We start from the raw sequence: 24,583 nt of genomic DNA, 5'->3' as shown, positions 1-24,583 counted from the left end.
TTAGATGAAACGTGTAGTCAGTGATACCCGCAGCAAGGCAGTTCCTTCGGCTCAATCTTCCAAGGCTAATGTCGAGGCATTAGCCGACCCGTCGTTCTCTGCTGATGTGATCACTTGGCAAAAGCAGCATGGACGCCATGCCTTGCCGTGGCAAAACACGCGCGACGCGTATCGCGTCTGGCTCTCGGAAATCATGCTGCAGCAGACCCAGGTCGCCGCAGTGATTCCTTACTACTTGCGCTTCCTCGAATCTTTCCCTACCGTTGCTTCACTGGCGGCAGCGCCGTCTGAAGAAGTGATGGCGCACTGGAGCGGACTGGGCTATTACTCGCGCGCGCGTAATTTGCATAAGTGCGCGCAGACGATAGTCGCAGAGTACGGTGGCGTATTCCCCAGTGATCCGGAGTTGCTGGAGCAATTGCCCGGCATAGGTCGTTCCACTGCCGCCGCCATCTCTGCATTTTCCTACGGCACCCGCGCCGCCATCCTCGACGGCAACGTCAAACGCGTCTTTGCGCGCGTGTTTGGTGTGGAGCGCTATCCAGGTGAAAAGGCTGTCGAAAATGGATTGTGGTTGCGTGCGGTTGCTCTGTTGCCTGAGAGCGGTGTGGAAGCTTACACGCAAGGTTTGATGGATCTGGGCGCGACGCTGTGCACCCGCAATCGTCCTTCCTGCCAGCGTTGTCCGCTGGCGCACCGCTGCGTCGCTTATGCGACTGGTCGTACCAATGAACTGCCGGTGCGCAAACCTAAAAAGGCCGTACCGGAAAAACAAACGATCATGTTGCTCATCGTTGATAAGGATGAGATCTTACTGGAACAGCGCCCGGATAAGGGCATATGGGGCGGTTTGTTATCGTTGCCGGAGATTGCTGTGACGGCAGACGAGGCCGGATTCGATGCGGCGCTGGCGCAAGCGGTGGCTCGTTTCGGTGTCGCCGCCGGGCAGGAAGAGTTGCAGATGTTTACGCATGTATTCACGCATTTCAAACTGCATATAACGCCGTATCACATCGCTTTGAAGCGTCGCCTGCAGCGCGCGGGAGAGGATGCATACGGCTGGTATCCGATTGCAAGAATGGCTGATGCGCCTTTGCCTGCGCCCGTCAAAAAATTATTGCTGACGGTATTTCGCGAGCCGGATTTGCTGACGCAGTAACTGCGCTGTGCTTTAAATAATTTCGTGCTGTTGCAGGTATTGCTGGATGATGGTCAGACGGGTTTGTGCATCATCGACTTCCAGCAATTTCTGCCTGGCCTTCAGCGGTATAGGCAGGATTTCACACCAGCGATTGGCCACCCAGCCTGCATCGTCCAGATGCAAGTTTTCCGTAAACGGACTTTCAAATTCCTCGCCTATTTCGGCGCGTCCTTTGGTATTGATGTCGTGGATCACCAGCTTGAGCGTGTTGGCACAGCCCTGATGTTCCTGCGCCAAGATGCTGGGGCCGCCGTGTCCTATGATTTCTACGCGTCCTTCCAGATGCTGATCCTTGTGTACACGTGTTTCCAGGATACGGAAACGGGTGCCGCCTTCCGTACGTAGCAAGAGTACGCCGAGTTGTGGTGCATCCCAGTCGGTAATGTGCGCCATGCAGCCGACATCTTCCGGTTCCGCCGCTTCGCCGATCTCCTGTCCGGATTTGATCAAGACCACGCCGAACGGCATTTCTCGCTTCATGCAATCGCGCACCATGTCTATGTAGCGCGTTTCAAAAACCTTAAGGGGGAGTATGCCGCCCGGGAACAGCACGGTATTGAGGGGGAACAGCGGAAGCCAGTATTCGTTTGCAGGCATGAGAAATGGGTGTTCGGGGTAGAGGCTGATACCGCTTGGACAGAAATATGATCAGTCTAGTTCGCGATGCCTGAGGATGACGTGTTCGTGCGCACGGAAATGGGCGGCCAGTTGCTCCACCATATACACCGAGCGATGCTGGCCGCCGGTGCAACCGATGGCGACAGTCAGGTAGCTGCGATTATCCTTCTTGAACGCAGGCAGCCATTTTTCGACGAAGCCGCGTATATCTGCCAGCAAGGCAGTGGCATCCGGCTGTGCCTGCAAAAAGGCCTGCACCGGCGCATCACGTCCGGTTAACGGGCGTAATTGCGTGTCGTAGTGTGGATTCGGCAGCATGCGCACATCAAATACCAGGTCGGCATCCAGCGGTACACCGAATTTGAAAGCAAAAGATTCAAACAATACGGTTAGTGGCGAGTGATCACTTTCGATCAGCGCCTTGATCCAGCCGCGTAATTTATTCGCGCTCATGCCCGAGGTATCGATAACATGGCTGACTTCTTCGACACCGGACAGCATTTCGCGTTCTTCGCGTATGCATTCGGTCAGTGTGCGGCGATCTTCTGCTGCGCTGCTGCTGAAACCGCGATGCGACAGTGGGTGGCTGCGCCGGGTTTCGGAAAAACGCGCGATCAGTGAATCGGTCTTCGCCGTGAGGAACAGGACTTTGACTTCATGTCCCTGGTTTTGCAGCCATGAGATATCGGCAGGCAAGCCCATGAGCGAGCTGGCACTGCGTGCGTCCATCGCTACTGCGAGTTTGTCCGCATGCTCTTCCTGGCGCGTAGCAACCAGCGCCCGCAACAGGGTAGGCGGGAGGTTGTCGACACAGAAATAACCAGCGTCTTCGAGGGAGGTCAGTCCGACTGATTTGCCGGATCCGGAGATTCCGGTGATGAGAATAATGCGCATAGCTTGATGATACCCCAAGCACACGACTAAGGTGCCGTCGCGAAAATTCTGCTTCAGCTTGCCGAGGGATTATTCGTCGCTTTCCATCGCTTTTTGCTGGCGCACCATGAAGTCTTTCAGGGTGTCTATGCCGCGCAATTGCAGGATGGTATTGCGTACCGCTGCTTCCAGCAGCACCGCCAGATTTCGACCGGCTTCGACCGGGATCACGACTTTGCGTATCGAGAGGCCGAGGATTTCTTCGCTCTGCGATGGCAGCGGCAGGCGCTCGTAACTTTCTTCCAACGTGCTGCGACGAACCAGGTGCACGATCAGCTTCAGGCGCATTTTGCGGCGCACTGCGGTTTCACCAAAGATGGTGCGGATATCGAGCAAGCCGAGGCCGCGTACTTCCAGCAGGTTTTGCAGCAGTGGCGGACAGCGGCCTTCTATCATGTGCGGCGCGATGCGCGCGAACTCGACTGCGTCATCGGCCACCAGGCCATGATTGCGTGAAATCAGTTCCAGACCCAGTTCGCTTTTACCTAGGCCGGATTCGCCGGTGATCAGTACGCCGACACCCAGCACGTCCATGAATACACCGTGCATCGTGATGCGCTGCGCCAGCTTTTTCGACAGATACACGCGCAGGTAATCGATCACTTGCGCGGCAGGCAGCGGCGTCGAAAACAATGGAATGTTTTTATCGTCGCAAATCGCCATGATGTCGGCCGGTGTTTCCAGGCCCTGCGCAATGATGAAGGCGGGTGGCTCGCCAGCGACCAGTTCGGCGGTATGGTGGGCGCGTCCGTTATCGGACAGACGCTGGTAGTACTCGACTTCCTGATGACCGAAAACCTGGATACGACCGGGGTGGATCAGGTTCAAGTGACCCACCTGGTCTGCGGCCGAAGTCGCATCGCCGGAAATCAGGCGCTCACCACCGGGGAAGCCCGCAAACCATCCGAGTTGCAGGGTTTCACGGTTATCGTCGTAAATTTGCTGGACAGAGAGCGGTGTCGGTAGTGGCATGTTGTGGATGCTGACAGGACAGGATGCGCGCCGTGGAAAGGCGCGGCGGATTAGTTGGTGCTTTGCAGGCTAGGCTGCCAGGTAATCAGGCGTGCATGGACTGCCGCCGGATCTTCTGTGCTGGCCAGCAAATTACGGAACGCTTCATCGGAAAACATTTCTGCCAGTTCGGACAGGATTTCCAGATGCTGTTGCGTCACGTGATCCGGGATCAACAGGAAAATCAGCAGATTTACCGGCTGTCCGTCAGGCGACTCAAACGGAATCGGCTGCGCCAGGCGCACGAAAGCTGCCAATGGTGCTTTCAAACCTTTGATGCGACCGTGAGGCACGGCAACGCCATGGCCGAGGCCGGTCGAACCCAGACGTTCGCGCGCGAACAGATTGTCGGAGACGACGGAACGGGCAATGCCACAGTTGTTTTCGAAAATTAAACCTACCTGTTCGAACGTACGTTTTTTACTGGAGACATCCAGATCAAGTACTACGTTGGCAGGGGGGAGAATCTGACTTAAATGGTTCATGGTGCGACGCACAAAAAAAGGACTCTGCGAGGAATTATAGGCCTATTCGATGGCGATAGGGCCTGAATCGGGAAAGCTGGGCCGGTGCCGACCCGTCTGTTGCAGATAAGACGCACCTTTTTAATGCGACTTGCCATAGTTATTGCTGTTTTCTGATAGATCGATTAGACCACAAGCCAACTGATACGTTAAGCCCGGATGAAGCATATAAATAGCTTCATCCATGGAACTTACATCGTGCTTACTGCCTTGCGTTACGGGCGTTAGACGGCGGTTTGCCAGTGCTGAAATTGCTGCGCCACGGGTTGATGTCGAGACCGCCGCGACGGGTATAGCGTGCATAAACAGCAAGTTTTTGCGGTTTGCACTGACGCAAAATGTCCATAAAGATACGTTCTACGCATTGTTCATGGAATTCGTTGTGTTCGCGGAAACCTATCAGGTAGTGCAGCAAGCCGGCCTGATTAATCTGCGGTCCCACGTAATGGATTTGCACGCTGCCCCAGTCCGGCTGGCCGGTGACCAGGCAATTCGATTTCAGCAAATTGGACAACAGGGTTTCTTCCACTGGCGCTTCATCATGTGCGGCTTGCAGCAGCGAAGGATCCGGCGTGTAGTCGTTTACTTCTATGTCCAGTCTGTCCAGCAAGACTCCATCGAGCTCACCGATGCTGATCTTGCTGAAGTCTTCCGGCAATGTCAGTGAGATCTGTACAGGTGCACCAAAGCCTGCCGACAAATCTGCGCGCAATAACTCCAGCAAGGCGTCCGTGCCGCCCAGCTTGGTCTGGTTAAATGAATTCAGATAAAGCTTGAACGATTTCGATTCGATGATGTTAGGCGAATCGGCCGGTGCCATGATGCGTGCGATTGCCACTTGCGGCTTGCCGCGCATATTCAGCCACGACAATTCATAGGCATTCCAGATATCGACACCAAAGAAAGGCAGGTCGCCGGACAAACCCAGTTCATCGCGCTTGCCCTGGCGTGGTATCGGGAACAGTAGCGACGGATCGTACTGGGTCTGGTAAACCGATGGCTTGCCCAGCGGCGACGCGTCTGGTGTGGATGAAGTGCTCATGACGATAACTTTTTACAAAAACAATTTATACACAGGGTTGTCGGTCTCATCCCAGTGGCGATAACCGAGACCTGCAAGCGAAGTGCGGAAGGTTTTCATTTCTTTCTTCGGTACTTGCAAACCGACCAGGATGCGGCCTACATCGCCGCCCTGATTGCGGTAGTGGAACAGGCTGATATTCCAGTTTGGTGCCACGCTGTCGAGGAAGCGCATGAGTGCGCCCGGACGCTCCGGGAATTCAAAGCGATACAGGATCTCGTCCTGCGTGAGTTCGCTCTTACCGCCGACCAGATGGCGGATATGGCCTTTCGCCAATTCGTCATGCGTCAGGTCCAGTGTCTTGAAGCCATGCTTTTCAAATAGCTTGGTGATTTTCCCGGCTTCATCACGGTCCGCGATTTGCATGCCGACGAAGATGTGCGCCAGTTTGTCATCGCTGATGCGGTAGTTGAATTCAGTGACGTTACGCGGGCCGATCAGTTCGCAGAAGCGCTTGAAGCTGCCGCGTTCTTCCGGGATGGTGACGGCGAATACACCTTCGCGTGCGGTGCCGACGTCGGCCATTTCAGCGACGAAGCGCAGGCGGTCGAAATTCATATTCGCGCCGCTGGCAACCGTAACCAGGGTTTCATTCTTCAATGGCTTCTTGCTGGCGCGGGCACGTTCTATATAAGCCTTGGCACCGGCGACAGCAAGCGCGCCGGATGGCTCAAGGATGCTGCGCGTGTCCTGGAATACATCCTTGATCGCGGTGCATACTTCATTGGTATCGACCACGATGACTTCATCTACATATTGCTTCGCGAGACGGAAGGTTTCTTCACCCACCAGCTTGACCGCAGTACCGTCGGCGAACAGGCCGACATCCGGCAAAGTGATACGTCGTCCGGCTTGCAGGCTGCGCGCCATCGCATCGGAATCCGAAGTCTGTACACCTATGACTTTGATTTCCGGACGCACGGCTTTGACATAAGCGGCTACACCGGCGATCAGGCCGCCACCGCCGATAGGAACAAAAATCGCATGGATGGGGCCAGCGTGCTGGCGCAGGATTTCCATGCCGATGGTGCCTTGTCCTGCGATCACGTCCGGATCGTCAAATGGGTGGACAAAGGTCAGCTTGAGTTTCTTTTCCAGTGTCAGCGCATGCTGGTAAGCATCGGAATACGAATCGCCGAACAGCACGACTTCACCGCCACGTGCTTTAACTGCTTCCACCTTGACCGATGGAGTCGTGGTCGGCATCACAATCACGGCACGGCACCCGAGTTTGGTGGCGGACAGTGCCACGCCCTGGGCGTGATTGCCAGCCGATGCGCAAATGACGCCGCGCTTCATTTGCGCTGGTGGCAGGTGTGCCATCTTGTTGTAGGCACCGCGCAGCTTGAAGCTGAACACGCTTTGTATGTCTTCGCGTTTGAAGTAAATCTGATTGCCCACACGCTGCGACAGCGTTGGTGCCAGCTCGAGTGGGGATTCCACGGCGACATCGTAGACGCGCGCGGTTAAAACTTTCTTCAAATAGTCGGTAGTCATAGGATTCAATATCATGGGCGCGCTGTGAAAACAGGGTTAGTCTTCGTGCGGCGCAGCACATCATTATAATGGACGGCGTTTAAGAACTCATTTCACAAATATCCGTGAGATGCGTTCTAGCTATATCAGCATGCTGATATAGCTTTCTTTCACTCAATATGAATGAGCCTGCGATTTGAATCTATTGCCCTTGAATTTGCTGATACGCGTGATGCATGGTTGAGACCGCTGTCCAGTGGGTGCTAACGACGCTGGCCGCACCTGAAGTCGGCCTGCTTTCAGTCTTTCTCATCAGCTTTGTCTCTGCGACCCTGCTGCCGCTGGGCTCGGAGCCGGCCGTCTTTGCGGTCGTCAAGGCAAATGCTGCCCTGTTCTGGCCGGTTTTGCTGGTGGCCACGGCCGGGAATACCCTGGGCGGTGTGGTCAATTACTGGATGGGGCGGGGTGCGAAGCAGGTATTTGCCAAGGAAAGGGAAACCCGCTGGTTTGGCTGGTTGCAGCGTTTCGGCGCCAAAACCATGCTGCTGGCCTGGCTGCCGGGCATAGGCGACCCGCTGTGCCTGCTGGCCGGATGGCTCAAATTGCCGTTCTGGCCGTGCGTACTCTATATGGCGATAGGCAAATTCCTGCGCTACCTGACCATGACCTGGCTGCTGCTCTATATACCTGATGGTTTTTGGCATTATTTGGCGAATGTCTTTTAAAACGCCGGATTTCTCGCTTTTTACCCCTGCTCATACGGATCAGCCCATCATTTTTCCCTTTTCTGCCATGCACGTCTGTCGGGCGTGTTGCAGCGCAATCAGCTAAAATGCGTATTTAGCGTTAATTCAATTGACCCACTGATGAACGCCCCAGTACAAATACAGAACCTTCTGGCGGATGGCCCTGGCGGTGCCGTGCCTACCCGCTTGCGTGAAATTCCCTATAACTACACTTCATTTTCCGACCGCGAAATCGTGATTCGCCTGTTGGGCGAGGATGCATGGCAGCTGCTCGACGAGCTGCGCGGTGCCCGCCAGACCGGTCGTTCCGCACGGATGCTGTACGAAGTGTTGGGCGACATCTGGGTCGTGCAACGCAATCCCTATCTGCAAGACGACCTGCTGGACAATCCCAAGCGTCGCCAGGCTTTGATCGATGCCTTGCACCACCGTCTGGTTGAAGTCGAAAAGCGTCGCACTACCGACCTGGCTACCTCGACTGATGAAAATGCTGCACGTCGCGGTGCTGCGGTCGAAGCCCTGCTGAAATCGGCGCGCAAGGCAGTCACTGCCTTTGGCGAAGAATTCCGTCGTACTTACGATTTGCGCAAACGCGCGAACCGGGTGCTGGGCCGCTATACCGAAAAAGACAATATCAAGTTTGATGGCTTGTCGCGCGTCTCGCACGTGACCGACGCTACCGACTGGCGCGTTGAATATCCGTTTGTGGTGTTGACGCCTGACAGCGAAGATGAAATGGCTGGCCTGGTCAAAGCGTGTATCGAGCTCGGCCTGACCATCATCCCGCGCGGCGGCGGTACCGGTTATACCGGTGGCGCAGTACCGCTGACGCCGATGTCGGCTGTTATCAACACCGAAAAACTGGAAGCGCTGGGCGCGGTTGAAATGACCATGCTGCCAGGCGTAGACCGTGAATACGCAACTATTTATTCGGGTGCTGGCGTCGTGACCAAACGGGTTTCTGATGCGGCAGAAAAAGCCGGTTTCGTGTTTGCGGTTGATCCGACCTCGGCCGAAGCTTCGTGTATAGGCGGCAATATCGCGATGAACGCAGGCGGCAAGAAAGCCGTGCTGTGGGGTACTGCACTCGACAACCTCGCCAGCTGGCGCATGGTTGATCCTAACGGCGACTGGCTGGAAGTCACACGTCTGGAGCACAACCTCGGCAAGATCCATGATGCGCCGGTCGCCAAGTTCAAGCTGGAATGGACGCATCCGGCCGAGAAAGGCCGCGTCAACCAGCCATTCAAGACCGAGACGCTGGAAATCGCTGGCCGCACCTTCCGCAAGGAAGGGCTGGGCAAAGACGTTACCGATAAATTCCTGTCCGGTTTGCCGGGTGTGCAAAAAGAAGGTTGCGATGGCCTGATTACATCGGCGCGCTGGATTCTGCACAAGATGCCCAAGCATACGCGTACCGTGTGCCTGGAATTCTTCGGCCATTCGCGCGATGCGATTCCATCCATCGTCGAGATCAAGGATTTCCTCGATGCCGAAACCAAAAAGGGCGGCGCTATCCTGGCCGGTCTTGAGCATCTGGACGAGCGCTATCTGCGCGCAGTCGGCTATGCGACCAAATCCAAGCGCGGCATCTTGCCGAAGATGGCTTTGTTCGGCGATATCGTCGGTGACGATGAAAACGCGGTAGCGCAAGCTGCATCCGAAGTCGTACGCCTGGCGAATACCCGCGTTGGCGAAGGCTTCGTCGCAGTTAGCCCGGAAGCACGCAAAAAATTCTGGCTCGATCGTGCGCGTACCGCTGCGATCTCCAAACACACCAACGCCTTCAAAATCAATGAAGACGTCGTGATCCCGCTGGATCGCATGGGTGAATATTCGGATGGCATAGAACGCATCAACGTAGAGCTTTCGATAGGCAATAAACTGCAATTGCTGGAAGAGCTGCACACCTTCTTCACCAAGGGCAATCTGCCACTGGGCAAGAGCGATGATGCAGAAGGCGATGACATTCCAGCCGCCGAATTGCTGGAAGATCGCGTGCATCAGGCAGAGGCGCTGATCGCTGCTGCCACCGCACGCTGGACTTATATGCTGGATAACCTCGACCAACCTTTGCGTACTGCGAAGGATGAGTTGGGCGCGCTGGGTCTGGAAAAACTCTTGCCGGTATTCGAAGAGCGTTTGCAGGTGCAACCGGACGCGACCGTATTCGATGTGATCCAGGATCGCACCATACGCGTGTCGTGGAAAACAGAAATCCGTGCGCCATTGCGCCAGATTTTCAGCGGCGCATCGTTCCGCCTGATCCTGGATGAAGCTACTGCCATCCACAAACGTGTATTGCGTGGCCGCGTCTTCGTCGCGCTGCATATGCACGCAGGTGATGGCAACGTGCACACCAACATTCCGGTCAACTCCGATCACTACCAGATGCTGCAGGATGCGCACGCAGCCGTGGCGCGCATCATGGCGCTGGCACGTTCGCTGAACGGTGTGATTTCCGGTGAGCATGGTATCGGTATTACCAAACTCGAATTCCTGACCGAAGCCGAACTGTCCGATTTCCGTTCGTACAAACGACGCATAGATCCGGAAGGCCACTTCAACAAAGGCAAGCTGATGGATATGTCTGAGCTGAGCGCAGATTTGCGCAATGCTTACACTCCATCTTTCGGCTTGATGGGCCATGAATCGCTGATCATGCAACAAAGCGATATCGGTGCGATAGCCAATAGCGTCAAGGATTGCCTGCGTTGCGGTAAATGCAAACCGGTATGTGCGACGCATGTACCGCGTGCCAATTTGCTGTACTCGCCACGTAACAAGATCCTGGCGACTTCATTGCTGGTAGAAGCCTTCCTGTATGAAGAGCAGACCCGTCGCGGCATCTCGATCAAGCATTGGGAAGAGTTCGAAGACGTGGCTGATCACTGCACGGTTTGCCACAAATGCCTGACGCCTTGCCCGGTCGATATCGACTTTGGTGATGTGTCTATGAATATGCGCAACCTGCTGCGCAAGATGAACAAGAAGTCCTTCAATCCGGGTACGGCTGCGTCGATGTTCTTCCTGAATGCGACCGATCCGGCGACCATCAATGCGACGCGCCAGGTCATGATAGGTTGGGGCTACAAGGCGCAGCGCTTTGGTCATGACGTGCTGAAAAAGCTGGCGAAGAAACAGACTTCCGCGCCACGTGCGACAGTCGGCAAGCCGCCTATCAAGGAACAGGTCATCCACTTCATCAACAAGAAGATGCCGGGCAACCTGCCGAAGAAAACGGCGCGCGCCTTGCTCGATATCGAAGACGATAAAGTCGTACCTATCATCCGTGATCCCAAGACCACGACGATGGATACCGAAGCCGTGTTTTATTTCCCGGGTTGCGGTTCCGAGCGCCTGTTCTCGCAGGTAGGTCTGGCGACGCAGGCGATGTTGTGGAACGTCGGCGTGCAAACCGTGTTGCCGCCGGGTTACCTGTGCTGCGGTTATCCGCAACGTGGTTCCGGCAATTACGACAAGGCGGAAAAAATCATCACCGACAATCGCGTGCTGTTCCATCGCATGGCGAATACGTTGAATTACCTGGATATCAAAACCGTCATCGTTTCTTGCGGTACTTGCTACGATCAGTTGCAAGGCTATGAATTCGAGAAAATTTTCCCGGGTTGCCGCATCGTCGACATCCATGAATACCTGATGGAAAAAGGCGTGAAGCTGGAAGGCGTGAACGGCGTGCGTTACATGTATCACGACCCTTGCCACAGCCCGATGAAATTGCAGGATCCGTTGAAAACGGTGAACGCCTTGATCACGACGGTAGACGATCAAAAGATCGAGAAGAATGATCGCTGCTGCGGCGAGTCCGGCACGCTGGCCGTGACGCGTCCGGATATCTCGACCCAGGTGCGCTTCCGCAAGGAAGAAGAAATGACCAAGGGCGCGGATAAATTGCGCGGCGATGGTTTCACAGGTGACGTCAAAATCCTGACTTCGTGCCCGTCGTGCCTGCAAGGCTTGTCGCGTTACAACGAAGACTCGGACACCACTGCTGATTACATCGTGGTCGAAATGGCCAAGCATTTGCTCGGACCTAACTGGTTGCCTGAGTACGTCGATCGCGCCAACAACGGTGGTATCGAACGCGTGCTGGTGTAACGATGGCGGCTTGCGAGTTATGTGAAGAAGGCGGCGGGGAAGTATTGTTCCGCAATGAGCAATTGCGCATCGTGCTGGTAGACGATGCGCAGTACCCCGGCTTTTGTCGCGTGATCTGGAATGCGCACGTAGCAGAAATGACGGATCTGCAACCGGAACAACGTTCGGTTTTGATGAAGACAGTCTGCCAGGTTGAATCTGCCTTGCGTGAAGTGATGCAAGCGGAAAAAATCAATCTGGCCAGCCTCGGCAACATGGTGCCGCATCTGCACTGGCACCTGATCCCACGCTTTAGCGATGACGCGCATTTCCCGAGTCCCGTCTGGGCAGCAGTACAGCGCCAGACTGCGGACGATATACTGGCGCAGCGTCGCGCCTTGCTGCCTGCATTGCGTACGGCTATCGTTCGCAACGCAAACTGCAGCGCCTGAGTAAATATACCTACAGCACAGAACAATCAATCGGCGGTATGCTTGCCGCCTGCACTCACCCTGAACGAGAGACGATCATGGCTGGTTCCAAACAAACACCTCCTGCACCACAACCCACCGGCTTGACGGTGCGCAAACAATCGCGCGTACTGGAAATCGAATTCGATGATGGCGCGACTTTTTCGCTGCCATTTGAATTGATGCGCGTCTGGTCGCCGTCGGCCGAAGTGCGTGGTCACGGCCCGGGGCAGGAAACCCTGCAGACCGGCCAGCGCAATGTGGAAATCACCGGCGTCGAACCGGTTGGCAATTACGCGATCAAACCTTCTTTCTCCGATGGTCACGATACCGGCATCTTTTCGTGGGAGTATCTGTACCACCTCGGCACCGATAAAGATGCCCTGTGGGAAGACTATCTGCGTCGCCTCGAAGCGGCCGGGTTTACACGTGAAAGCGGACGTGACGCACCGATGAGCAAGGCAGTGACCGGCGGCTCTGGTTGCGGAAGTCATTGATTTGACTGGGTTTGTGAGCAAACTCGAGTTTGAATTTATTGTGTGATCAGCAAGTAAAAAATAATTTTTAACGTTTTCTTCACATCTCAATAACGCTTGTATAATGTAATTGGCTAGCTATGACAAATTCCACACATTTCGGTTACCAAACCGTCGCTGAAGAAGAGAAAGTCCACAAGGTCGCGGAAGTGTTTCACTCCGTTGCCGCCAAGTACGACGTGATGAATGACTTCATGTCGGCGGGCCTGCATCGTGTATGGAAGACCTTCACGATTGCACAAGCTGGTGTGCGCCCCGGTTTCAAAGTGCTGGATATTGCCGGTGGCACGGGTGACCTGGCCAAGGCGTTCGCACGCCAGGCAGGTAGCACCGGTGAAGTCTGGCTGACGGATATTAATGAGTCGATGTTGCGTGTCGGGCGCGATCGACTGTTGAATAAAGGCTTGATTACCCCAACATCCTTATGTGATGCGGAGAAATTGCCTTTCCCCGATAACTATTTTGATCGCGTCAGTGTCGCTTTCGGTTTGCGCAATATGACGCACAAGGATGTGGCGCTGGCAGAAATGCGGCGTGTATTGAAGCCCGGTGGCAAGTTGCTGGTGCTGGAGTTCTCGAAAGTATGGGAGCCATTACAAAAACCGTATGACGTGTATTCGTTTTCAGTGTTGCCGTGGTTGGGCAAGCGTATTGCAAATGATGCCGAGAGTTACCGGTATCTGGCTGAATCGATCCGCATGCATCCGGATCAGGAAACACTGAAAAAAATGATGCAGGATGCTGGGCTTGAAAGAGTCGAGTATTTTAATTTGACAGCCGGCGTGGCGGCATTGCACACCGGGATTAAACTCTAGGAGACGAGCATTATGAAGAAATTACTTTTGGCAATCGCAGTGATGGTCAGTTCGATGACCTTCATCGCTGTAGAAGCGGAAGCCAAGCGTATGGGTGGCGGCGGTTCTTTTGGTAAGCAATCGCAAAGCTTCCAGCGTCCGGCTCCGGCTCAATCTTCGTCGGCAAGCAGCGCTTCCAAACCTGCAGCAGCACCTGCTGCGGCTGGCGCAGGTGCTGCTGCAGCGGCTAAACCTAGCATGATGAAAAACATCCTCGGCGGCGCATTGCTCGGCCTGGGTCTGGGCGCACTGTTGTCGCACCTGGGTATCGGCGGCGCATTGGCCAGCATGATCAGCACCATCCTGATGGTGGCCCTGTTCGCATTCGCAGCGATGTTCATCTACCGCATGATCAAAGGCAAAAACGCTGGCAACGGCGCGCAACCTTCGTTCGCGAACGGTTACTCGGCCAAGAACAGCACACCTGATATCGGTTCGGGCCTGAATCAGAACCAGCCTTCGGCCCTGCAATCGGCAGCGCCTATGGCATCCGGTGCTGCATACGGCGCGGCTAATGATTTGCCTGCCGATTTCGATGTTGAGTCGTTCATCCGCAATGCAAAAACCTACTTCATCCGCCTGCAAGCTGCATGGGATAAAGCTGATATCAACGATATCCGTGAATTCACCACGCCGGAAATGTTTGCAGAACTGAAATTGCAATTGCAGGAACGCGGTGCAACTGCGAACGTGACGGACGTTGTGACCCTGGATGCAGAGTTCTACGGTGTAGAGACCGTTGGCAATGATTACATCGCCAGCATCAAGTTCAGCGGTCTGATCCGTGAAGCTGATTACGCTCCGACCGAGCCATTCACCGAAGCATGGAACCTGTCCAAGCCAGTTACTGGCAATGGCGGTTGGGTATTGGCTGGTATTCAGCAATTACCGCAGTAATTAACGTAACAAAAGCAGGGAATTGCGCTATCCGGTTGTCAGTCAGTTCCGACTTGCCATGTAGATAGTTAGCGACGCCACGCAGCAAACTGCTAAACTTGAAGCCGCCCGTGAATGGTTCACTGGCGGCTTTGTTTTTTTGACGATGACATCTCTTTCTCCTGCCCACATATTCCCTGCCGCGATTAACCACCTGCTTGCGCAGGAAGCGTGGGCCCGTGCCAAGTTGATGCCGCATGCCGGCAAGGTGGCAGTGCTGGACGGCGGTGTACTGGCAGTGCGCCTGAAAGTCAGCGCCGATGGCATGGTGGAGACGGCCGCAGCGGACGATATACCGACTGTGACGATACGCATGCAGCCATCCGATTTGCCGCTGATCATGCAGAATCGGGAACGTGCGTTTTCATACGTCAAAATCGAAGGCGATGCTGATTTTGCCAACACCATCTCGCAACTGAGCCAGTCCTTGCGCTGGGAAGCGGAAGATGACCTGAGCAAGGTAGTGGGCGATATTGCCGCTACCCGCATCGTGTCAGGCGTGCATACTGCTGTGAACACGGCCAAAGCGTTGCATCAGTCCGTCACAGAAAACATCGCCGAATACTTTCTGGAAGAAAATCCCCTATTAATCCGTCCGCAGGCAGTCACCGGCTTTACCGCAGAAGTGACTAAATTGCGTGATGATGTGGCACGACTCGCGAAGCGGATCGAAAAGCTGAAGGGCAGTAAGCAATGATATTGAAATTTCTTCGCGTCTTGAAAATCATCCGTGTCGCCCTGCGTTACGGACTCGATGAAATAGCCATCTCCGGCCTGGCGATTCCACGTACTGCCAAATTCATCAATCAAGTCATGTTCTGGCGCGACTTGTCCGCACCACGTGCGATCCGTTTGCGTCGCGCACTGGAAGACCTCGGTCCTATCTTCGTTAAATTCGGCCAGGTGCTGTCGACCCGTCGCGACCTGATGCCTATCGATATTGCTGATGAGCTGGCGCGCCTGCAGGATCGCGTACCGCCGTTCTCGTCCGAACTGGCAATTGCACAAATCATTAAGTCATTGGGCGCACATCCTGATGTCCTGTTTGCCGAATTTGATCCGGTGCCGGTCGCATCCGCATCCATCGCGCAAGTACACTTCGGTCGCCTGAAAAGCGGCAAGGATGTCGCTATCAAAGTCCTGCGCCCAGGCATCAAGAAATCCATCGATGAAGACGTCGCGCTCATGCACATACTGGCTGGCCTGGTAGAGCGTATGTGGGCAGACGGCAAACGCCTGAAACCTAAAGAAGTGGTCGCCGAATTCGATAAATACCTGCACGACGAACTCGACCTCATGCGCGAAGCGGCCAATGGCAGTCAGTTGCGTCGCAACTTTGCTAACTCTACTTTACTGGTCGTGCCGGAAATGTTCTGGGATTACTGCTCGACTTCGGTAATCGTGATGGAACGCATGGTTGGTATCCCGATCTCGCAGACCGACAGACTGATAGCGGCTGGTGTCGACCTGAAGGAGCTTTCTCGTGATGGCGTGGAAATTTTCTTTACGCAAGTCTTCCGCGATGGTTTCTTCCATGCCGATATGCATCCTGGAAATATCCAGGTATCGGTCGAGCCTGCGACGTTCGGCAGCTATATCGCATTGGACTTCGGCATCGTCGGTACGCTGAACGACTTCGACAAGGATTACCTGTCGCAAAACTTCCTTGCCTTCTTCCGTCGTGACTATAAGCGCGTCGCGGAAGCACATATTGAATCAGGCTGGGCCCCGAAAGACACGCGTGTCGACGAACTGGAATCGGCAGTGCGTGCATGCTGCGAACCTATTTTTGACCGGCCCTTGAGTGAGATTTCATTTGGTCAGGTCTTGCTGCGGCTGTTCCAGACTTCACGTCGTTTCAATGTCGAAGTGCAGCCGCAACTGGTGCTGTTGCAAAAGACTTTGCTCAACGTTGAGGGGCTCGGACGTCAGCTCGATCCGGAACTGGATTTGTGGAAAACCGCTAAGCCTTATCTGGAAAACTGGATGAACGAGCAAGTCGGCTGGCGCGGCCTGTGGGAAAACCTGAAAGCTGAAGCACCGCGTTACAGCAAGCTGCTGCCGCAATTGCCGCGCTTGGCGCATCAGGCTTTGACCCAGGCTTCGCAGCCGCAGCATGACAATACGGAACTGATCAGACGCTTGCTGGAAGAACAGAAGCGCACTAATCTCTTGCTCGGCGTCGCGGTCTACTTCGGTGGCGGCCTGGTTGCTGGCGGGATTTTGACGCTGGTGTTTTTTACCTTTATAGGTGGATAAAGCAGTAAAAACATATTTACAGGGGGCAGTAATGCCTACGATCTATCGTTCCAAAGTTGATGTCTGGTTGTTCGTCGTACTCGCCTTCGCCGCGCTGGCAGCCTTGTATTCGGCCGTGCAGACGATGGCCGCAGGTACCACCGGCGCTACCGGGGTGGCAGTACTGATCGCAGTAGTCGGCGTCGGCCTGCCACTGTGGCTGCTGTTTTCTACCCGCTACACTTTGCAGGCTACACATCTGTTGGCGCAAAGTGGCCCATTCAAATGGGTCGTACCTCTGGCTGATATCAAAAGCATCACGCCCAGCAACAATCCACTTTCCAGTCCGGCGCTGTCGCTGGACCGCTTGCGTATCGATTACGGTAAAGGTCGGATGTTGCTGATTTCCCCGCGCGATAAAGAGAGGTTTCTGCAGGATATCGAAGCAGCCCGTCGCGCCATCGCCTGAGTCCGGCTCCGCTGTCCAGTTGGGCTGGTTTTCCCCCGCCGAGCCGTCAGCCGCGACAGTCCTGGTTCTGATGCGCCATTTTTGAGAAATCAGGCGCGCTATTTGCTACAATTGCCCCGGTTTTTGTATCTATCCCTTGCAGCCCCGGCCCAGGACAAGATGGCGCTCCTCGAAATTCGCAATCTCATTCGTCGCTTCGGCGACAACACCGTAGTCGACAACATCAGTCTCTCGATAGAGGCGGGTGAGTTCTTTACTTTGCTCGGACCTTCGGGCTGCGGTAAGACGACACTCTTGCGCATGATCGCAGGCTTCGATGTGCCTGATGCAGGGCAAATCCTGCTGGATGGTGTCGACCTGACCGGCGTGCCGCCTGAACAGCGTCCGGTGCGTACCGTATTCCAGAACTACGCTTTGTTCCCACATATGACGGTGGGCGGCAATATTGCCTTCCCGCTGGAAATGGCAAATACCCCTAAAGCCGAGATCCAGAAAAAAGTCGAAGAAGCGCTGGAAGACGTGCGCCTCACCGGTTTCGCTGCGCGTTATCCGCATGAGCTGTCTGGCGGACAACGTCAACGGGTGTCGATTGCACGGGCACTGGTGACACATCCTAAATTGCTGTTGCTGGATGAACCCTTGTCGGCACTCGATGCACAGTTGCGCGAACAGATGCAGATTGAATTGATCAACCTGCAAAAAGAAGTCGGCATTACCTTTATCTACGTCACGCATGACCAGGCCGAAGCGCTGGCTTTGTCGCACCGGATTGCGGTGATGAATAAAGGCCAGGTCGAGCAGCTGGATGAACCTACCCGTATTTATAGCTACCCGCGCAGCCGCTTCGTGGCTGACTTTATCGGTACCTGTAATCTGTTTGATGGTGTCGTGACCAGGATCAATGGCGACATGATGTGGCTGGATGTGCCGGGCATGGGTGAGGTTAAGGCCTTTACCTCGCCAGGCGTGACAGTTGGCAGCAAAGGGACGATAGCCCTGCGCCCCGAAAAGACGCAGGTCAGCGCCGAAATAGTGCGGGGCGTGGCGGACGAGAACCACTTTGATGGTTACGTCAAAGAGTTGCTGTATATGGGTGGCGTGACTGTCTACATCGTCGAAACTGAAGGCGGCGTGCGCATAGAAACCATGCTGGCGAATTCGGCCATCGGTCGTCCGCGCTTCTTTGAAGTCGGCGATGCGGTGGACGTAGCCTGGCGTGTCGATGCCGGGCATTTCCTGCCGGAAGTGGACCATGTCTGACGCAGTGGTTACACCTGCAAGCAGCAAGCCGGTGAGCGGCAAGGGTGGTCTGGCGCGCTGGTTGATCAGCGGGCCGCCGCTGCTGTACCTGATTTTCTTCTTTGCGGTGCCGACACTGATCATGGTGTTTGCATCGTTCCGCTTCCCTGGCGATTACGGTGGCCTGGCGCCACTGTTCGATGCAGGCGGCGCACTCAATCTGACACTGGAAAACTTTGAGCCGTTCTTCACCAGTTTTATCTATACCTGGGTTTTCCTGAAGTCGTTTTTATATGCGATCGTGACCACGCTGGCTTGTCTGGTGATGGCGTATCCGGTCGCGCTGCTGATTGCGCGCAGCCCGCAAAAATGGCGCAACCTGCTGATCTTGCTGGTCATCCTGCCGTTCTGGAGTAACTTCCTGATCCGCATTTATGCGTGGATGATTTTGTTGGGTCCGCAATCACTGATCACGCGTGGCCTGAACGCGGTGCTGGACGTATTTGGTTTCGAGCCTGTGACACTGCTGTATAGCGGCTTCGCTGTGATCGTCGGCCTGGTGTATGTGCATTTGCCGTTTATGGTCTTGCCGCTGTATGCGAATCTGGAGAAGCACGATCCGGCCTTGCTGGATGCGGCGCAAGACCTGGGTGCAGGCAAGTGGCAGATCTTCTGGCGCGTGACTTTCCCGCTTTCCTTGCCGGGTGTGTATGCCGGTGCGGCGCTGGTGTTTATTCCTGCGCTGGGTATCTTTGCGGTGTCCGACATTCTGGGTGGTACCGGCGGCCTGATGATAGGTAATGTCATCAAGCAGCAATTCCTCGAGTCGCGCGACTGGCCCTTCGGCAGCGTGCTGTCCATCATGCTGACACTGGCAGCGTTGGCAGCGGCTGGCCTGGCCGCATTGCTGGCACGCCCACGGAGGAAGCATGCATAAGACGCGTCCTCATTCGATAGGGCTGACCCTGGCGGTGGTGTTGGTCTATGCTTTCCTGTACGTACCGCTGGCGATCGTGGTGGTCTATTCGTTTAACGATTCGCGCCTGAATGCGGAGTGGGTCGGATTTACGCTGGACTGGTATCGCACCCTGTTTGCCAATAAGGAGATGCTGCAGGCAGCAGGCAACTCGCTGATCATTGCGCTGGTTTCCAGTCTGGTATCGACCGCCTTGGGCACGATGGCGGGTTTTGCGCTGCATCGTTACAAGAGTCGTGTATTGCAGGTGCTGGTGCTGACGCCGATCGCGATACCTGAAATCCTGGTTGGTGTGTCCTTGCTGATTTTCTTCGTCATGCTGAATCTGACACTGGGTATGTTGTCGGTGACGCTGGCGCATATTGCTTTCAGCATGGGCTTTGTCGCCATCGTCGTGCGTTCGCGCCTGAGTGGTATGGATGAGAGCCTGACCGAAGCGGCGCGCGATTGTGGTGCGACGCCGTTGCAGGCCTTCCGCCGTGTGACTTTGCCATTGATCATGCCGGGTGTGCTGGCGGGGGCGTTGATGGCCTTCACGCTGTCTATCGACGATTTTGTGATTACCTTCTTTACCGCGGGTGCGAATACCTCGACCTTGCCACTGCAAATCTATTCGATGATCAAGATCGCAGTGACGCCGGAAGTGAATGCGGTTTCCACCCTGTTGATGGCTTTGACCTTGTTCCTGATCGTGATTGCTTCCAAGTTGTCGCCGAGCGCATTCCGCTCCTGATTCTGCTCCTGATTTTTACCCGGGACCGCCATGAAAAAAATAGTCACGACCCTGCTGCTTGCTCTCGTTGCCATATCAGCACAGGCGCAAGGCAAGCTCCATCTGTATAACTGGAACAATTACATCTCGGATGAGACGGTACGCCGTTTTGAAACGGCGTGTAAATGCCAGCTGGTGCAAAGCTACTATGGCGACAATGAAGAGATGCTGGCGAAGCTGGCGGCCGGTGCCAAGGGCTATGACCTCATCGTGCCGACCGGTAATGCGCTGCAGTCGCTGATTCGTCAGGGGGCATTGCAGCCGCTGGACAAGAGCAAGCTGCCGAATCTCAAGAACCTCAATCCGCAATACCTGAATACCGAATTCGACAAAGGTAACCAGTACTCGGTGCCTTATGCGTACACCATCACCATGCTCGGTTATAACGAGCAGAAGATGAAAGAGCTGGGTATCAAGGTGGATAGCTGGGCGGCGATTTTTGATCCTGCCATCCTGGCCAAGATCAAGGGCAAGGTCACCGTGCTTGATTCAGCCAATGAATTGATGGCGGCAGCATTGAAATACCTCGGTTATTCCATCAATGACACCGATGAAAAGCATTGGGAAGAAGCCAAGAACATGATCCTGAAAGCCAAGCCGTATTGGGCGGCCTTCAATGGCACCAGCTATATCAAAGGTTTGACGGTAGGGGATATCTGGCTGGTGCACGGTTATTCCAGTGACATCTTCCAGGCGGACCTGGATGCGCAGAGTGCCGGACGTAAATTCCGTATCCGCCACGCCTTGCCGAAGGAAGGTGCAGCGATGTCGCTCGATAGCCTGGTGATCCCTAAAGATGCGCCGCGGCCTGACCTCGCTCATCTATTCATCAATCTGGTACTGGACGGCAAAAATTCGGCGGAATTGACCAATATGCTGGGTACCGGCAATCCGAACAAGGCCGCGCTGCCGTTCATCAATCCGGAAATTGCCGGGAACCGGGAAATCTTCCCCGACAAGGCTGAAAGCGCCAAGCTGGAAATGCTGAAAGATTTGAATAGCAAACAACGTCGTGCGCTCAATCGTGTCTGGACAGAAATCCGTGTCCGCTAAATTGCTGCCAACATGCTGAAAGTCATCGCGCAGGATTTCATCCGGCCGGAACATATAGAGACGGTGCGTCCGTGGTACGAAGAATTGGTCGCCAAAACACGTCTTGAAAAAGATTGTATTTCCTACCATCTATACACCGATCAAAAGGATCCCGGCCATTTTGTCTTCATAGAAGAGTGGCCAGATCGACAAGCTTTGGATGCCCATTGCCAGACTGAACACTTCCGTCGCCTGGTTCCATTGATCGATGCCTGCCAGCGCCAGCCCGGAACTTTCCTGCTGATGGATGCTTTTTAGGCTGAAGTGAGGCCAGTGGCGGCACTTGAGTTACAAGTCCCCGGTAAAACGGGGCAGAAAACCTTTATAATTCAGGGTTTTGGATGATTTTTGCGGGAATTTTTTCATGCCGATTTATGCGTATCGCTGCGAAGCGTGTGGTTTTGCCAAAGATGTATTGCAAAAGATATCTGATCCAGTGCTGACCGATTGCCCGACTTGCGGCAAGGCGACCTTCAAAAAGCAACTGACTGCGGCTGGTTTCCAGCTCAAGGGTACCGGCTGGTATGTAACGGATTTCCGTGGTGGCCAGGGTGGTACGACTGCGCCTGCGGTTTCGTCTACAGCGGCGGATGCCCCCAAGGCGGATAGTGCAGCAACACCAGCAGCCCCGGCTGCAGCACCTGCGGCAAGTGCCGCAACAGGCAGTTCGGAGTCCTGATAATTTCGGCGTGCCGCATCGCAGCGGCAGCTTACTTACGGTAGAAAATCATGCGTAAATATTTTGTTACCGGTTTATTGATCCTGGTTCCGCTCGCAATTACTTTGTGGGTGTTGAACCTGATCGTTGGTACGATGGATCAGTCGCTGCTCTTGCTGCCTGCGCGCTGGCGGCCGGAAGCCCTGTTTGGTTTTGCGATACCTGGCCTCGGTACGATACTGACCTTGCTGGTCATCTTCCTGACCGGTCTCGCGACCCGTAACTTCATCGGTAATCGTGTTGTCGCCTTGTGGGAATCCATCCTGCATCGCATCCCTGTATTCAACACGATTTACTCCAGCGTCAAACAAGTCTCGGATACGCTGTTTTCTTCGTCCGGTAATGCATTCCGCAAAGCGCTGTTGATCGAGTACCCGCGCAAGGGAGCCTGGACCATCGCGTTCCTGACCGGTGCGCCGGGTGGTGACGTGCGTAATCATCTGGTGGGCGACTATGTCAGCGTATATGTGCCGACCACGCCTAACCCGACTTCGGGTTTCTTCCTGATGATTCCGCGCGCAGATACGGTAGAACTCGATATGAGTGTCGATGAAGCGTTGAAATACATCGTCTCCATGGGCGTCGTGACGCCGGAGCACCAGGAAAAGAAACTCATCGTTGATCCGAATCAAACGCAAGCGAACGATACACCACAATAATTAACGATCGCGTACTACAGCGATTGCATCACCTGAAACTGGAAATTCACTATGTCTATGCGAACTCATTACTGCGGCCTTACCTCTGAAGCGCTGCTCGACCAAACCGTCAGCCTGTGCGGCTGGGTACATCGTCGTCGTGACCACGGCGGCGTGATCTTCATCGACTTGCGCGATCGGGAAGGTCTGGTGCAGGTGGTATGCGATCCTGATCGCGTCGATGTCTTCAAGGCAGCAGAAGCGGTCCGTAATGAATTCTGCCTGCGCATCACCGGCGTAGTACGCAGCCGTCCTGAAGGTACCAGCAACGCCAACCTGACTTCAGGCAAGATCGAAGTACTGGCGCACGAACTGGAAGTATTGAACGCGTCGGTTACGCCACCGTTCCAGCTGGACGACGACAACCTGTCGGAAACCACACGCCTGACGCATCGCGTGCTGGACCTGCGTCGCCCGCAAATGCAAAACAACCTGCGCCTGCGTTACAAGGTCACGATGGAAGTGCGTAAATTCCTCGACGCACAAGGCTTTATCGACATCGAAACACCGATGCTGACCAAGTCGACTCCGGAAGGCGCACGCGATTACCTGGTGCCATCCCGTGTTAACGCTGGTCACTTCTTCGCGTTGCCGCAATCGCCGCAGTTGTTCAAACAATTGCTGATGGTTGCCAACTTCGACCGTTACTATCAAATCACCAAATGCTTCCGCGATGAAGATTTGCGTGCTGATCGCCAGCCAGAATTTACCCAGATCGATTGCGAAACATCGTTCATGAATGAACAGGAAATCCGTGACCTGTTTGAAAACATGATCCGTCTGGTCTTCAAAAACGCACTCAACGTCGACCTGCCTAACCCATTCCCGGTCATGGATTACGCCACCGCGATGGGCCTGTATGGTTCCGATAAACCGGACATGCGCGTCAAGCTGGCATTCACCGACCTGACCGACATCATGAAAGATGTTGAATTCAAAGTGTTCTCCGGTGCAGCCAATATGGAAGGCGGCCGCGTAGTCGGTCTGCGCGTTCCAGGCGGCGGCGCGATGCCGCGTTCCGAGATCGATGCTTACACCCAATTCGTTGCGATCTACGGCGCGAAAGGCCTGGCTTACATCAAGGTCAATGAAAAAGCGAAAGGCCGTGACGGTCTGCAATCGCCTATCGTCAAAAATATCCACGACGAAGCATTGGCAAAAATCATCGAAGTAACTGGCGCACAAGACGGCGATCTGATTTTCTTCGGCGCTGACAAAGCTAAAGTGGTCAACGATGCGATTGGCGCATTGCGTGTCAAAGTCGGTCACAGCGATTTCGGCAAGAAGAGCGGTTTGTTCGACGACGAATGGCGTCCATTGTGGGTGGTCGATTTCCCGATGTTCGAGTTCGACGAAGAAAACCAACGCTGGTCGGCGACCCATCATCCGTTCACCGCGCCAAAAGATGGTCACGAAGATTTGATGGAAACCGATCCGGGCAAATGTATCGCGAAAGCCTACGATATGGTCCTCAACGGTTGGGAACTGGGCGGCGGTTCGGTCCGTATCCACCGTGCTGACGTACAAAGCAAAGTATTCCGTGCATTGAAGATCGGTGCAGAAGAAGCGCAATTGAAATTCGGCTTCCTGCTGGATGCATTGCAATACGGTGCGCCACCGCATGGTGGTCTGGCATTTGGCCTGGATCGTATCGTCACCATGATGACCGGTGCAGAATCGATCCGTGACGTGATCGCTTTCCCGAAAACCCAGCGTGCGCAATGTTTGTTGACACAAGCGCCGTCGGAAGTGGACGAGAAGCAATTGCGCGAATTGCACATCCGTCTGCGCAATGTGGAACCTGCAGTCAAAGCGTAATCACGTTTTTACGGCATAATAAAAAGGCGCGGGATTCCGCGCCTTTTTTGCATCTTTTTATCCTTCTTCGTTTGCCGTC

At 54.8% G+C, this 24,583-nt stretch carries 24 protein-coding genes; 18 read left to right on the top strand and 6 right to left on the bottom strand.

The annotated features are described in order from the left end of the window. Positions 1 to 4: 4 nt before the first annotated feature. Positions 5 to 1,159, top strand: coding sequence for an A/G-specific adenine glycosylase (gene mutY, locus IXC47_RS02210; RefSeq protein ID WP_195874555.1), 1,155 nt, complete (start codon positions 5 to 7; stop codon positions 1,157 to 1,159). A gap of 12 nt (positions 1,160 to 1,171) precedes the next feature. Here the strand turns inward: mutY and IXC47_RS02205 are convergent, their stop codons facing one another. The 6 genes from IXC47_RS02205 to ilvA form a co-directional block, all read right to left on the bottom strand. Continuing rightward, positions 1,172 to 1,798, bottom strand: a complete 627-nt coding sequence (locus tag IXC47_RS02205; RefSeq protein WP_175624876.1) for an LON peptidase substrate-binding domain-containing protein — start codon at positions 1,796 to 1,798, stop codon at positions 1,172 to 1,174. A 51-nt stretch (positions 1,799 to 1,849) separates the two neighbouring features. Beyond that, positions 1,850 to 2,713, bottom strand: a complete 864-nt coding sequence (gene rapZ, locus IXC47_RS02200; protein ID WP_175624877.1) for an RNase adapter RapZ — start codon at positions 2,711 to 2,713, stop codon at positions 1,850 to 1,852. A gap of 69 nt (positions 2,714 to 2,782) precedes the next feature. Continuing rightward, positions 2,783 to 3,724, bottom strand: coding sequence for an HPr(Ser) kinase/phosphatase (gene hprK / locus IXC47_RS02195; RefSeq protein ID WP_175624878.1), 942 nt, complete (start codon positions 3,722 to 3,724; stop codon positions 2,783 to 2,785). Between the two features lie 50 nt (positions 3,725 to 3,774). Beyond that, positions 3,775 to 4,248 (bottom strand): PTS sugar transporter subunit IIA, encoded by a 474-nt coding sequence (locus IXC47_RS02190; protein WP_012080961.1) that lies wholly within the window; start codon positions 4,246 to 4,248, stop codon positions 3,775 to 3,777. Positions 4,249 to 4,489: 241 nt separating this feature from the next. Then, positions 4,490 to 5,329, bottom strand: a complete 840-nt coding sequence (queF, locus tag IXC47_RS02185; protein ID WP_175624879.1) for an NADPH-dependent 7-cyano-7-deazaguanine reductase QueF — start codon at positions 5,327 to 5,329, stop codon at positions 4,490 to 4,492. Positions 5,330 to 5,341: 12 nt separating this feature from the next. Then, complete coding sequence (gene ilvA / locus IXC47_RS02180) at positions 5,342 to 6,865, bottom strand: threonine ammonia-lyase, biosynthetic (protein WP_175625208.1); 1,524 nt, start codon at positions 6,863 to 6,865, stop codon at positions 5,342 to 5,344. Between the two features lie 215 nt (positions 6,866 to 7,080). Between ilvA and IXC47_RS02175 the strand changes: the two genes are divergently transcribed. From IXC47_RS02175 to aspS, 17 genes are all read left to right on the top strand, one after another. Beyond that, the gene (locus IXC47_RS02175) at positions 7,081 to 7,569 is read left to right on the top strand and encodes a YqaA family protein (protein WP_195874554.1); all 489 of its coding nucleotides are present in this window, start codon (positions 7,081 to 7,083) and stop codon (positions 7,567 to 7,569) included. Positions 7,570 to 7,710: 141 nt separating this feature from the next. Next, positions 7,711 to 11,709, top strand: coding sequence for a DUF3683 domain-containing protein (locus tag IXC47_RS02170; protein ID WP_195874553.1), 3,999 nt, complete (start codon positions 7,711 to 7,713; stop codon positions 11,707 to 11,709). Between the two features lie 2 nt (positions 11,710 to 11,711). Further along, positions 11,712 to 12,140, top strand: a complete 429-nt coding sequence (locus IXC47_RS02165) for an HIT family protein (RefSeq protein ID WP_195874552.1) — start codon at positions 11,712 to 11,714, stop codon at positions 12,138 to 12,140. 77 nt (positions 12,141 to 12,217) lie between these two features. Then, a complete protein-coding gene (locus IXC47_RS02160) occupies positions 12,218 to 12,655 on the top strand; it encodes a gamma-butyrobetaine hydroxylase-like domain-containing protein (protein WP_175624883.1) in 438 nt (145 codons plus the stop codon). Between the two features lie 119 nt (positions 12,656 to 12,774). After that, positions 12,775 to 13,509, top strand: coding sequence for a bifunctional demethylmenaquinone methyltransferase/2-methoxy-6-polyprenyl-1,4-benzoquinol methylase UbiE (gene ubiE, locus IXC47_RS02155; RefSeq protein ID WP_175624884.1), 735 nt, complete (start codon positions 12,775 to 12,777; stop codon positions 13,507 to 13,509). Between the two features lie 12 nt (positions 13,510 to 13,521). Beyond that, positions 13,522 to 14,445 carry a Tim44 domain-containing protein gene (locus IXC47_RS02150; RefSeq protein WP_195874551.1) on the top strand — a complete coding sequence of 308 codons (924 nt, stop codon included), beginning with the start codon at positions 13,522 to 13,524 and terminating at the stop codon, positions 14,443 to 14,445. Positions 14,446 to 14,590: 145 nt separating this feature from the next. Next, positions 14,591 to 15,181, top strand: a complete 591-nt coding sequence (locus IXC47_RS02145; protein WP_175624886.1) for a ubiquinone biosynthesis accessory factor UbiJ — start codon at positions 14,591 to 14,593, stop codon at positions 15,179 to 15,181. After that, positions 15,178 to 16,743, top strand: coding sequence for a ubiquinone biosynthesis regulatory protein kinase UbiB (ubiB, locus tag IXC47_RS02140; protein WP_195874550.1), 1,566 nt, complete (start codon positions 15,178 to 15,180; stop codon positions 16,741 to 16,743). The genes IXC47_RS02145 and ubiB overlap by 4 nt, the downstream gene beginning before the upstream one ends. 31 nt (positions 16,744 to 16,774) lie before the next feature. Next, on the top strand, positions 16,775 to 17,191 hold the full coding sequence (locus IXC47_RS02135; RefSeq protein ID WP_175624888.1) for a PH domain-containing protein: 417 nt from the start codon (positions 16,775 to 16,777) through the stop codon (positions 17,189 to 17,191). A 159-nt stretch (positions 17,192 to 17,350) separates the two neighbouring features. Then, positions 17,351 to 18,451 carry an ABC transporter ATP-binding protein gene (locus IXC47_RS02130; protein WP_175624889.1) on the top strand — a complete coding sequence of 367 codons (1,101 nt, stop codon included), beginning with the start codon at positions 17,351 to 17,353 and terminating at the stop codon, positions 18,449 to 18,451. Beyond that, a complete protein-coding gene (locus IXC47_RS02125; protein ID WP_175624890.1) occupies positions 18,444 to 19,367 on the top strand; it encodes an ABC transporter permease in 924 nt (307 codons plus the stop codon). Before IXC47_RS02130 ends, IXC47_RS02125 begins: the two co-directional genes overlap by 8 nt. After that, a complete protein-coding gene (locus tag IXC47_RS02120; RefSeq protein WP_175624891.1) occupies positions 19,360 to 20,139 on the top strand; it encodes an ABC transporter permease in 780 nt (259 codons plus the stop codon). Before IXC47_RS02125 ends, IXC47_RS02120 begins: the two co-directional genes overlap by 8 nt. A 30-nt stretch (positions 20,140 to 20,169) precedes the next feature. Beyond that, the gene (locus IXC47_RS02115) at positions 20,170 to 21,231 is read left to right on the top strand and encodes an ABC transporter substrate-binding protein (protein ID WP_175624892.1); all 1,062 of its coding nucleotides are present in this window, start codon (positions 20,170 to 20,172) and stop codon (positions 21,229 to 21,231) included. 12 nt (positions 21,232 to 21,243) lie between these two features. After that, on the top strand, positions 21,244 to 21,528 hold the full coding sequence (locus IXC47_RS02110; RefSeq protein ID WP_175624893.1) for a putative quinol monooxygenase: 285 nt from the start codon (positions 21,244 to 21,246) through the stop codon (positions 21,526 to 21,528). A gap of 106 nt (positions 21,529 to 21,634) precedes the next feature. After that, on the top strand, positions 21,635 to 21,949 hold the full coding sequence (locus tag IXC47_RS02105; protein WP_175624894.1) for an FmdB family zinc ribbon protein: 315 nt from the start codon (positions 21,635 to 21,637) through the stop codon (positions 21,947 to 21,949). 50 nt (positions 21,950 to 21,999) lie between these two features. Further along, positions 22,000 to 22,647: a DUF502 domain-containing protein gene (locus IXC47_RS02100; protein WP_175624895.1), complete on the top strand. Its 648-nt coding sequence runs from the start codon at positions 22,000 to 22,002 to the stop codon at positions 22,645 to 22,647. 51 nt (positions 22,648 to 22,698) lie between these two features. Further along, positions 22,699 to 24,504, top strand: coding sequence for an aspartate--tRNA ligase (aspS, locus tag IXC47_RS02095; protein ID WP_195874549.1), 1,806 nt, complete (start codon positions 22,699 to 22,701; stop codon positions 24,502 to 24,504). The last annotated feature ends 79 nt before the right edge of the window (positions 24,505 to 24,583 follow it).

Origin of the sequence: Herminiimonas contaminans, from assembly GCF_015645465.1 — a bacterium.
Lineage (GTDB): Bacteria > Pseudomonadota > Gammaproteobacteria > Burkholderiales > Burkholderiaceae_D > Oxalicibacterium > Oxalicibacterium contaminans.
This window is presented reverse-complemented; position numbering and strand designations above follow the sequence as displayed.

Coding starts and splice junctions, on each gene's coding strand:
- IXC47_RS02145 (WP_175624886.1), top strand. CDS start 14,591: ATGACATCTCTTTCTCCTGCCCACATATTCCCTGCCGCGATTAACCAC.
- ubiB (WP_195874550.1), top strand. CDS start 15,178: ATGATATTGAAATTTCTTCGCGTCTTGAAAATCATCCGTGTCGCCCTG.
- IXC47_RS02110 (WP_175624893.1), top strand. CDS start 21,244: ATGCTGAAAGTCATCGCGCAGGATTTCATCCGGCCGGAACATATAGAG.
- IXC47_RS02120 (WP_175624891.1), top strand. CDS start 19,360: ATGCATAAGACGCGTCCTCATTCGATAGGGCTGACCCTGGCGGTGGTG.
- IXC47_RS02170 (WP_195874553.1), top strand. CDS start 7,711: ATGAACGCCCCAGTACAAATACAGAACCTTCTGGCGGATGGCCCTGGC.
- hprK (WP_175624878.1), bottom strand. CDS start 3,724: ATGCCACTACCGACACCGCTCTCTGTCCAGCAAATTTACGACGATAAC.
- ilvA (WP_175625208.1), bottom strand. CDS start 6,865: ATGACTACCGACTATTTGAAGAAAGTTTTAACCGCGCGCGTCTACGAT.
- aspS (WP_195874549.1), top strand. CDS start 22,699: ATGTCTATGCGAACTCATTACTGCGGCCTTACCTCTGAAGCGCTGCTC.
- IXC47_RS02130 (WP_175624889.1), top strand. CDS start 17,351: ATGGCGCTCCTCGAAATTCGCAATCTCATTCGTCGCTTCGGCGACAAC.
- IXC47_RS02100 (WP_175624895.1), top strand. CDS start 22,000: ATGCGTAAATATTTTGTTACCGGTTTATTGATCCTGGTTCCGCTCGCA.
- IXC47_RS02105 (WP_175624894.1), top strand. CDS start 21,635: ATGCCGATTTATGCGTATCGCTGCGAAGCGTGTGGTTTTGCCAAAGAT.
- IXC47_RS02175 (WP_195874554.1), top strand. CDS start 7,081: ATGGTTGAGACCGCTGTCCAGTGGGTGCTAACGACGCTGGCCGCACCT.
- IXC47_RS02115 (WP_175624892.1), top strand. CDS start 20,170: ATGAAAAAAATAGTCACGACCCTGCTGCTTGCTCTCGTTGCCATATCA.
- queF (WP_175624879.1), bottom strand. CDS start 5,329: ATGAGCACTTCATCCACACCAGACGCGTCGCCGCTGGGCAAGCCATCG.
- IXC47_RS02165 (WP_195874552.1), top strand. CDS start 11,712: ATGGCGGCTTGCGAGTTATGTGAAGAAGGCGGCGGGGAAGTATTGTTC.
- IXC47_RS02135 (WP_175624888.1), top strand. CDS start 16,775: ATGCCTACGATCTATCGTTCCAAAGTTGATGTCTGGTTGTTCGTCGTA.
- IXC47_RS02150 (WP_195874551.1), top strand. CDS start 13,522: ATGAAGAAATTACTTTTGGCAATCGCAGTGATGGTCAGTTCGATGACC.
- rapZ (WP_175624877.1), bottom strand. CDS start 2,713: ATGCGCATTATTCTCATCACCGGAATCTCCGGATCCGGCAAATCAGTC.
- IXC47_RS02125 (WP_175624890.1), top strand. CDS start 18,444: ATGTCTGACGCAGTGGTTACACCTGCAAGCAGCAAGCCGGTGAGCGGC.
- IXC47_RS02190 (WP_012080961.1), bottom strand. CDS start 4,248: ATGAACCATTTAAGTCAGATTCTCCCCCCTGCCAACGTAGTACTTGAT.
- IXC47_RS02205 (WP_175624876.1), bottom strand. CDS start 1,798: ATGCCTGCAAACGAATACTGGCTTCCGCTGTTCCCCCTCAATACCGTG.
- mutY (WP_195874555.1), top strand. CDS start 5: ATGAAACGTGTAGTCAGTGATACCCGCAGCAAGGCAGTTCCTTCGGCT.
- IXC47_RS02160 (WP_175624883.1), top strand. CDS start 12,218: ATGGCTGGTTCCAAACAAACACCTCCTGCACCACAACCCACCGGCTTG.
- ubiE (WP_175624884.1), top strand. CDS start 12,775: ATGACAAATTCCACACATTTCGGTTACCAAACCGTCGCTGAAGAAGAG.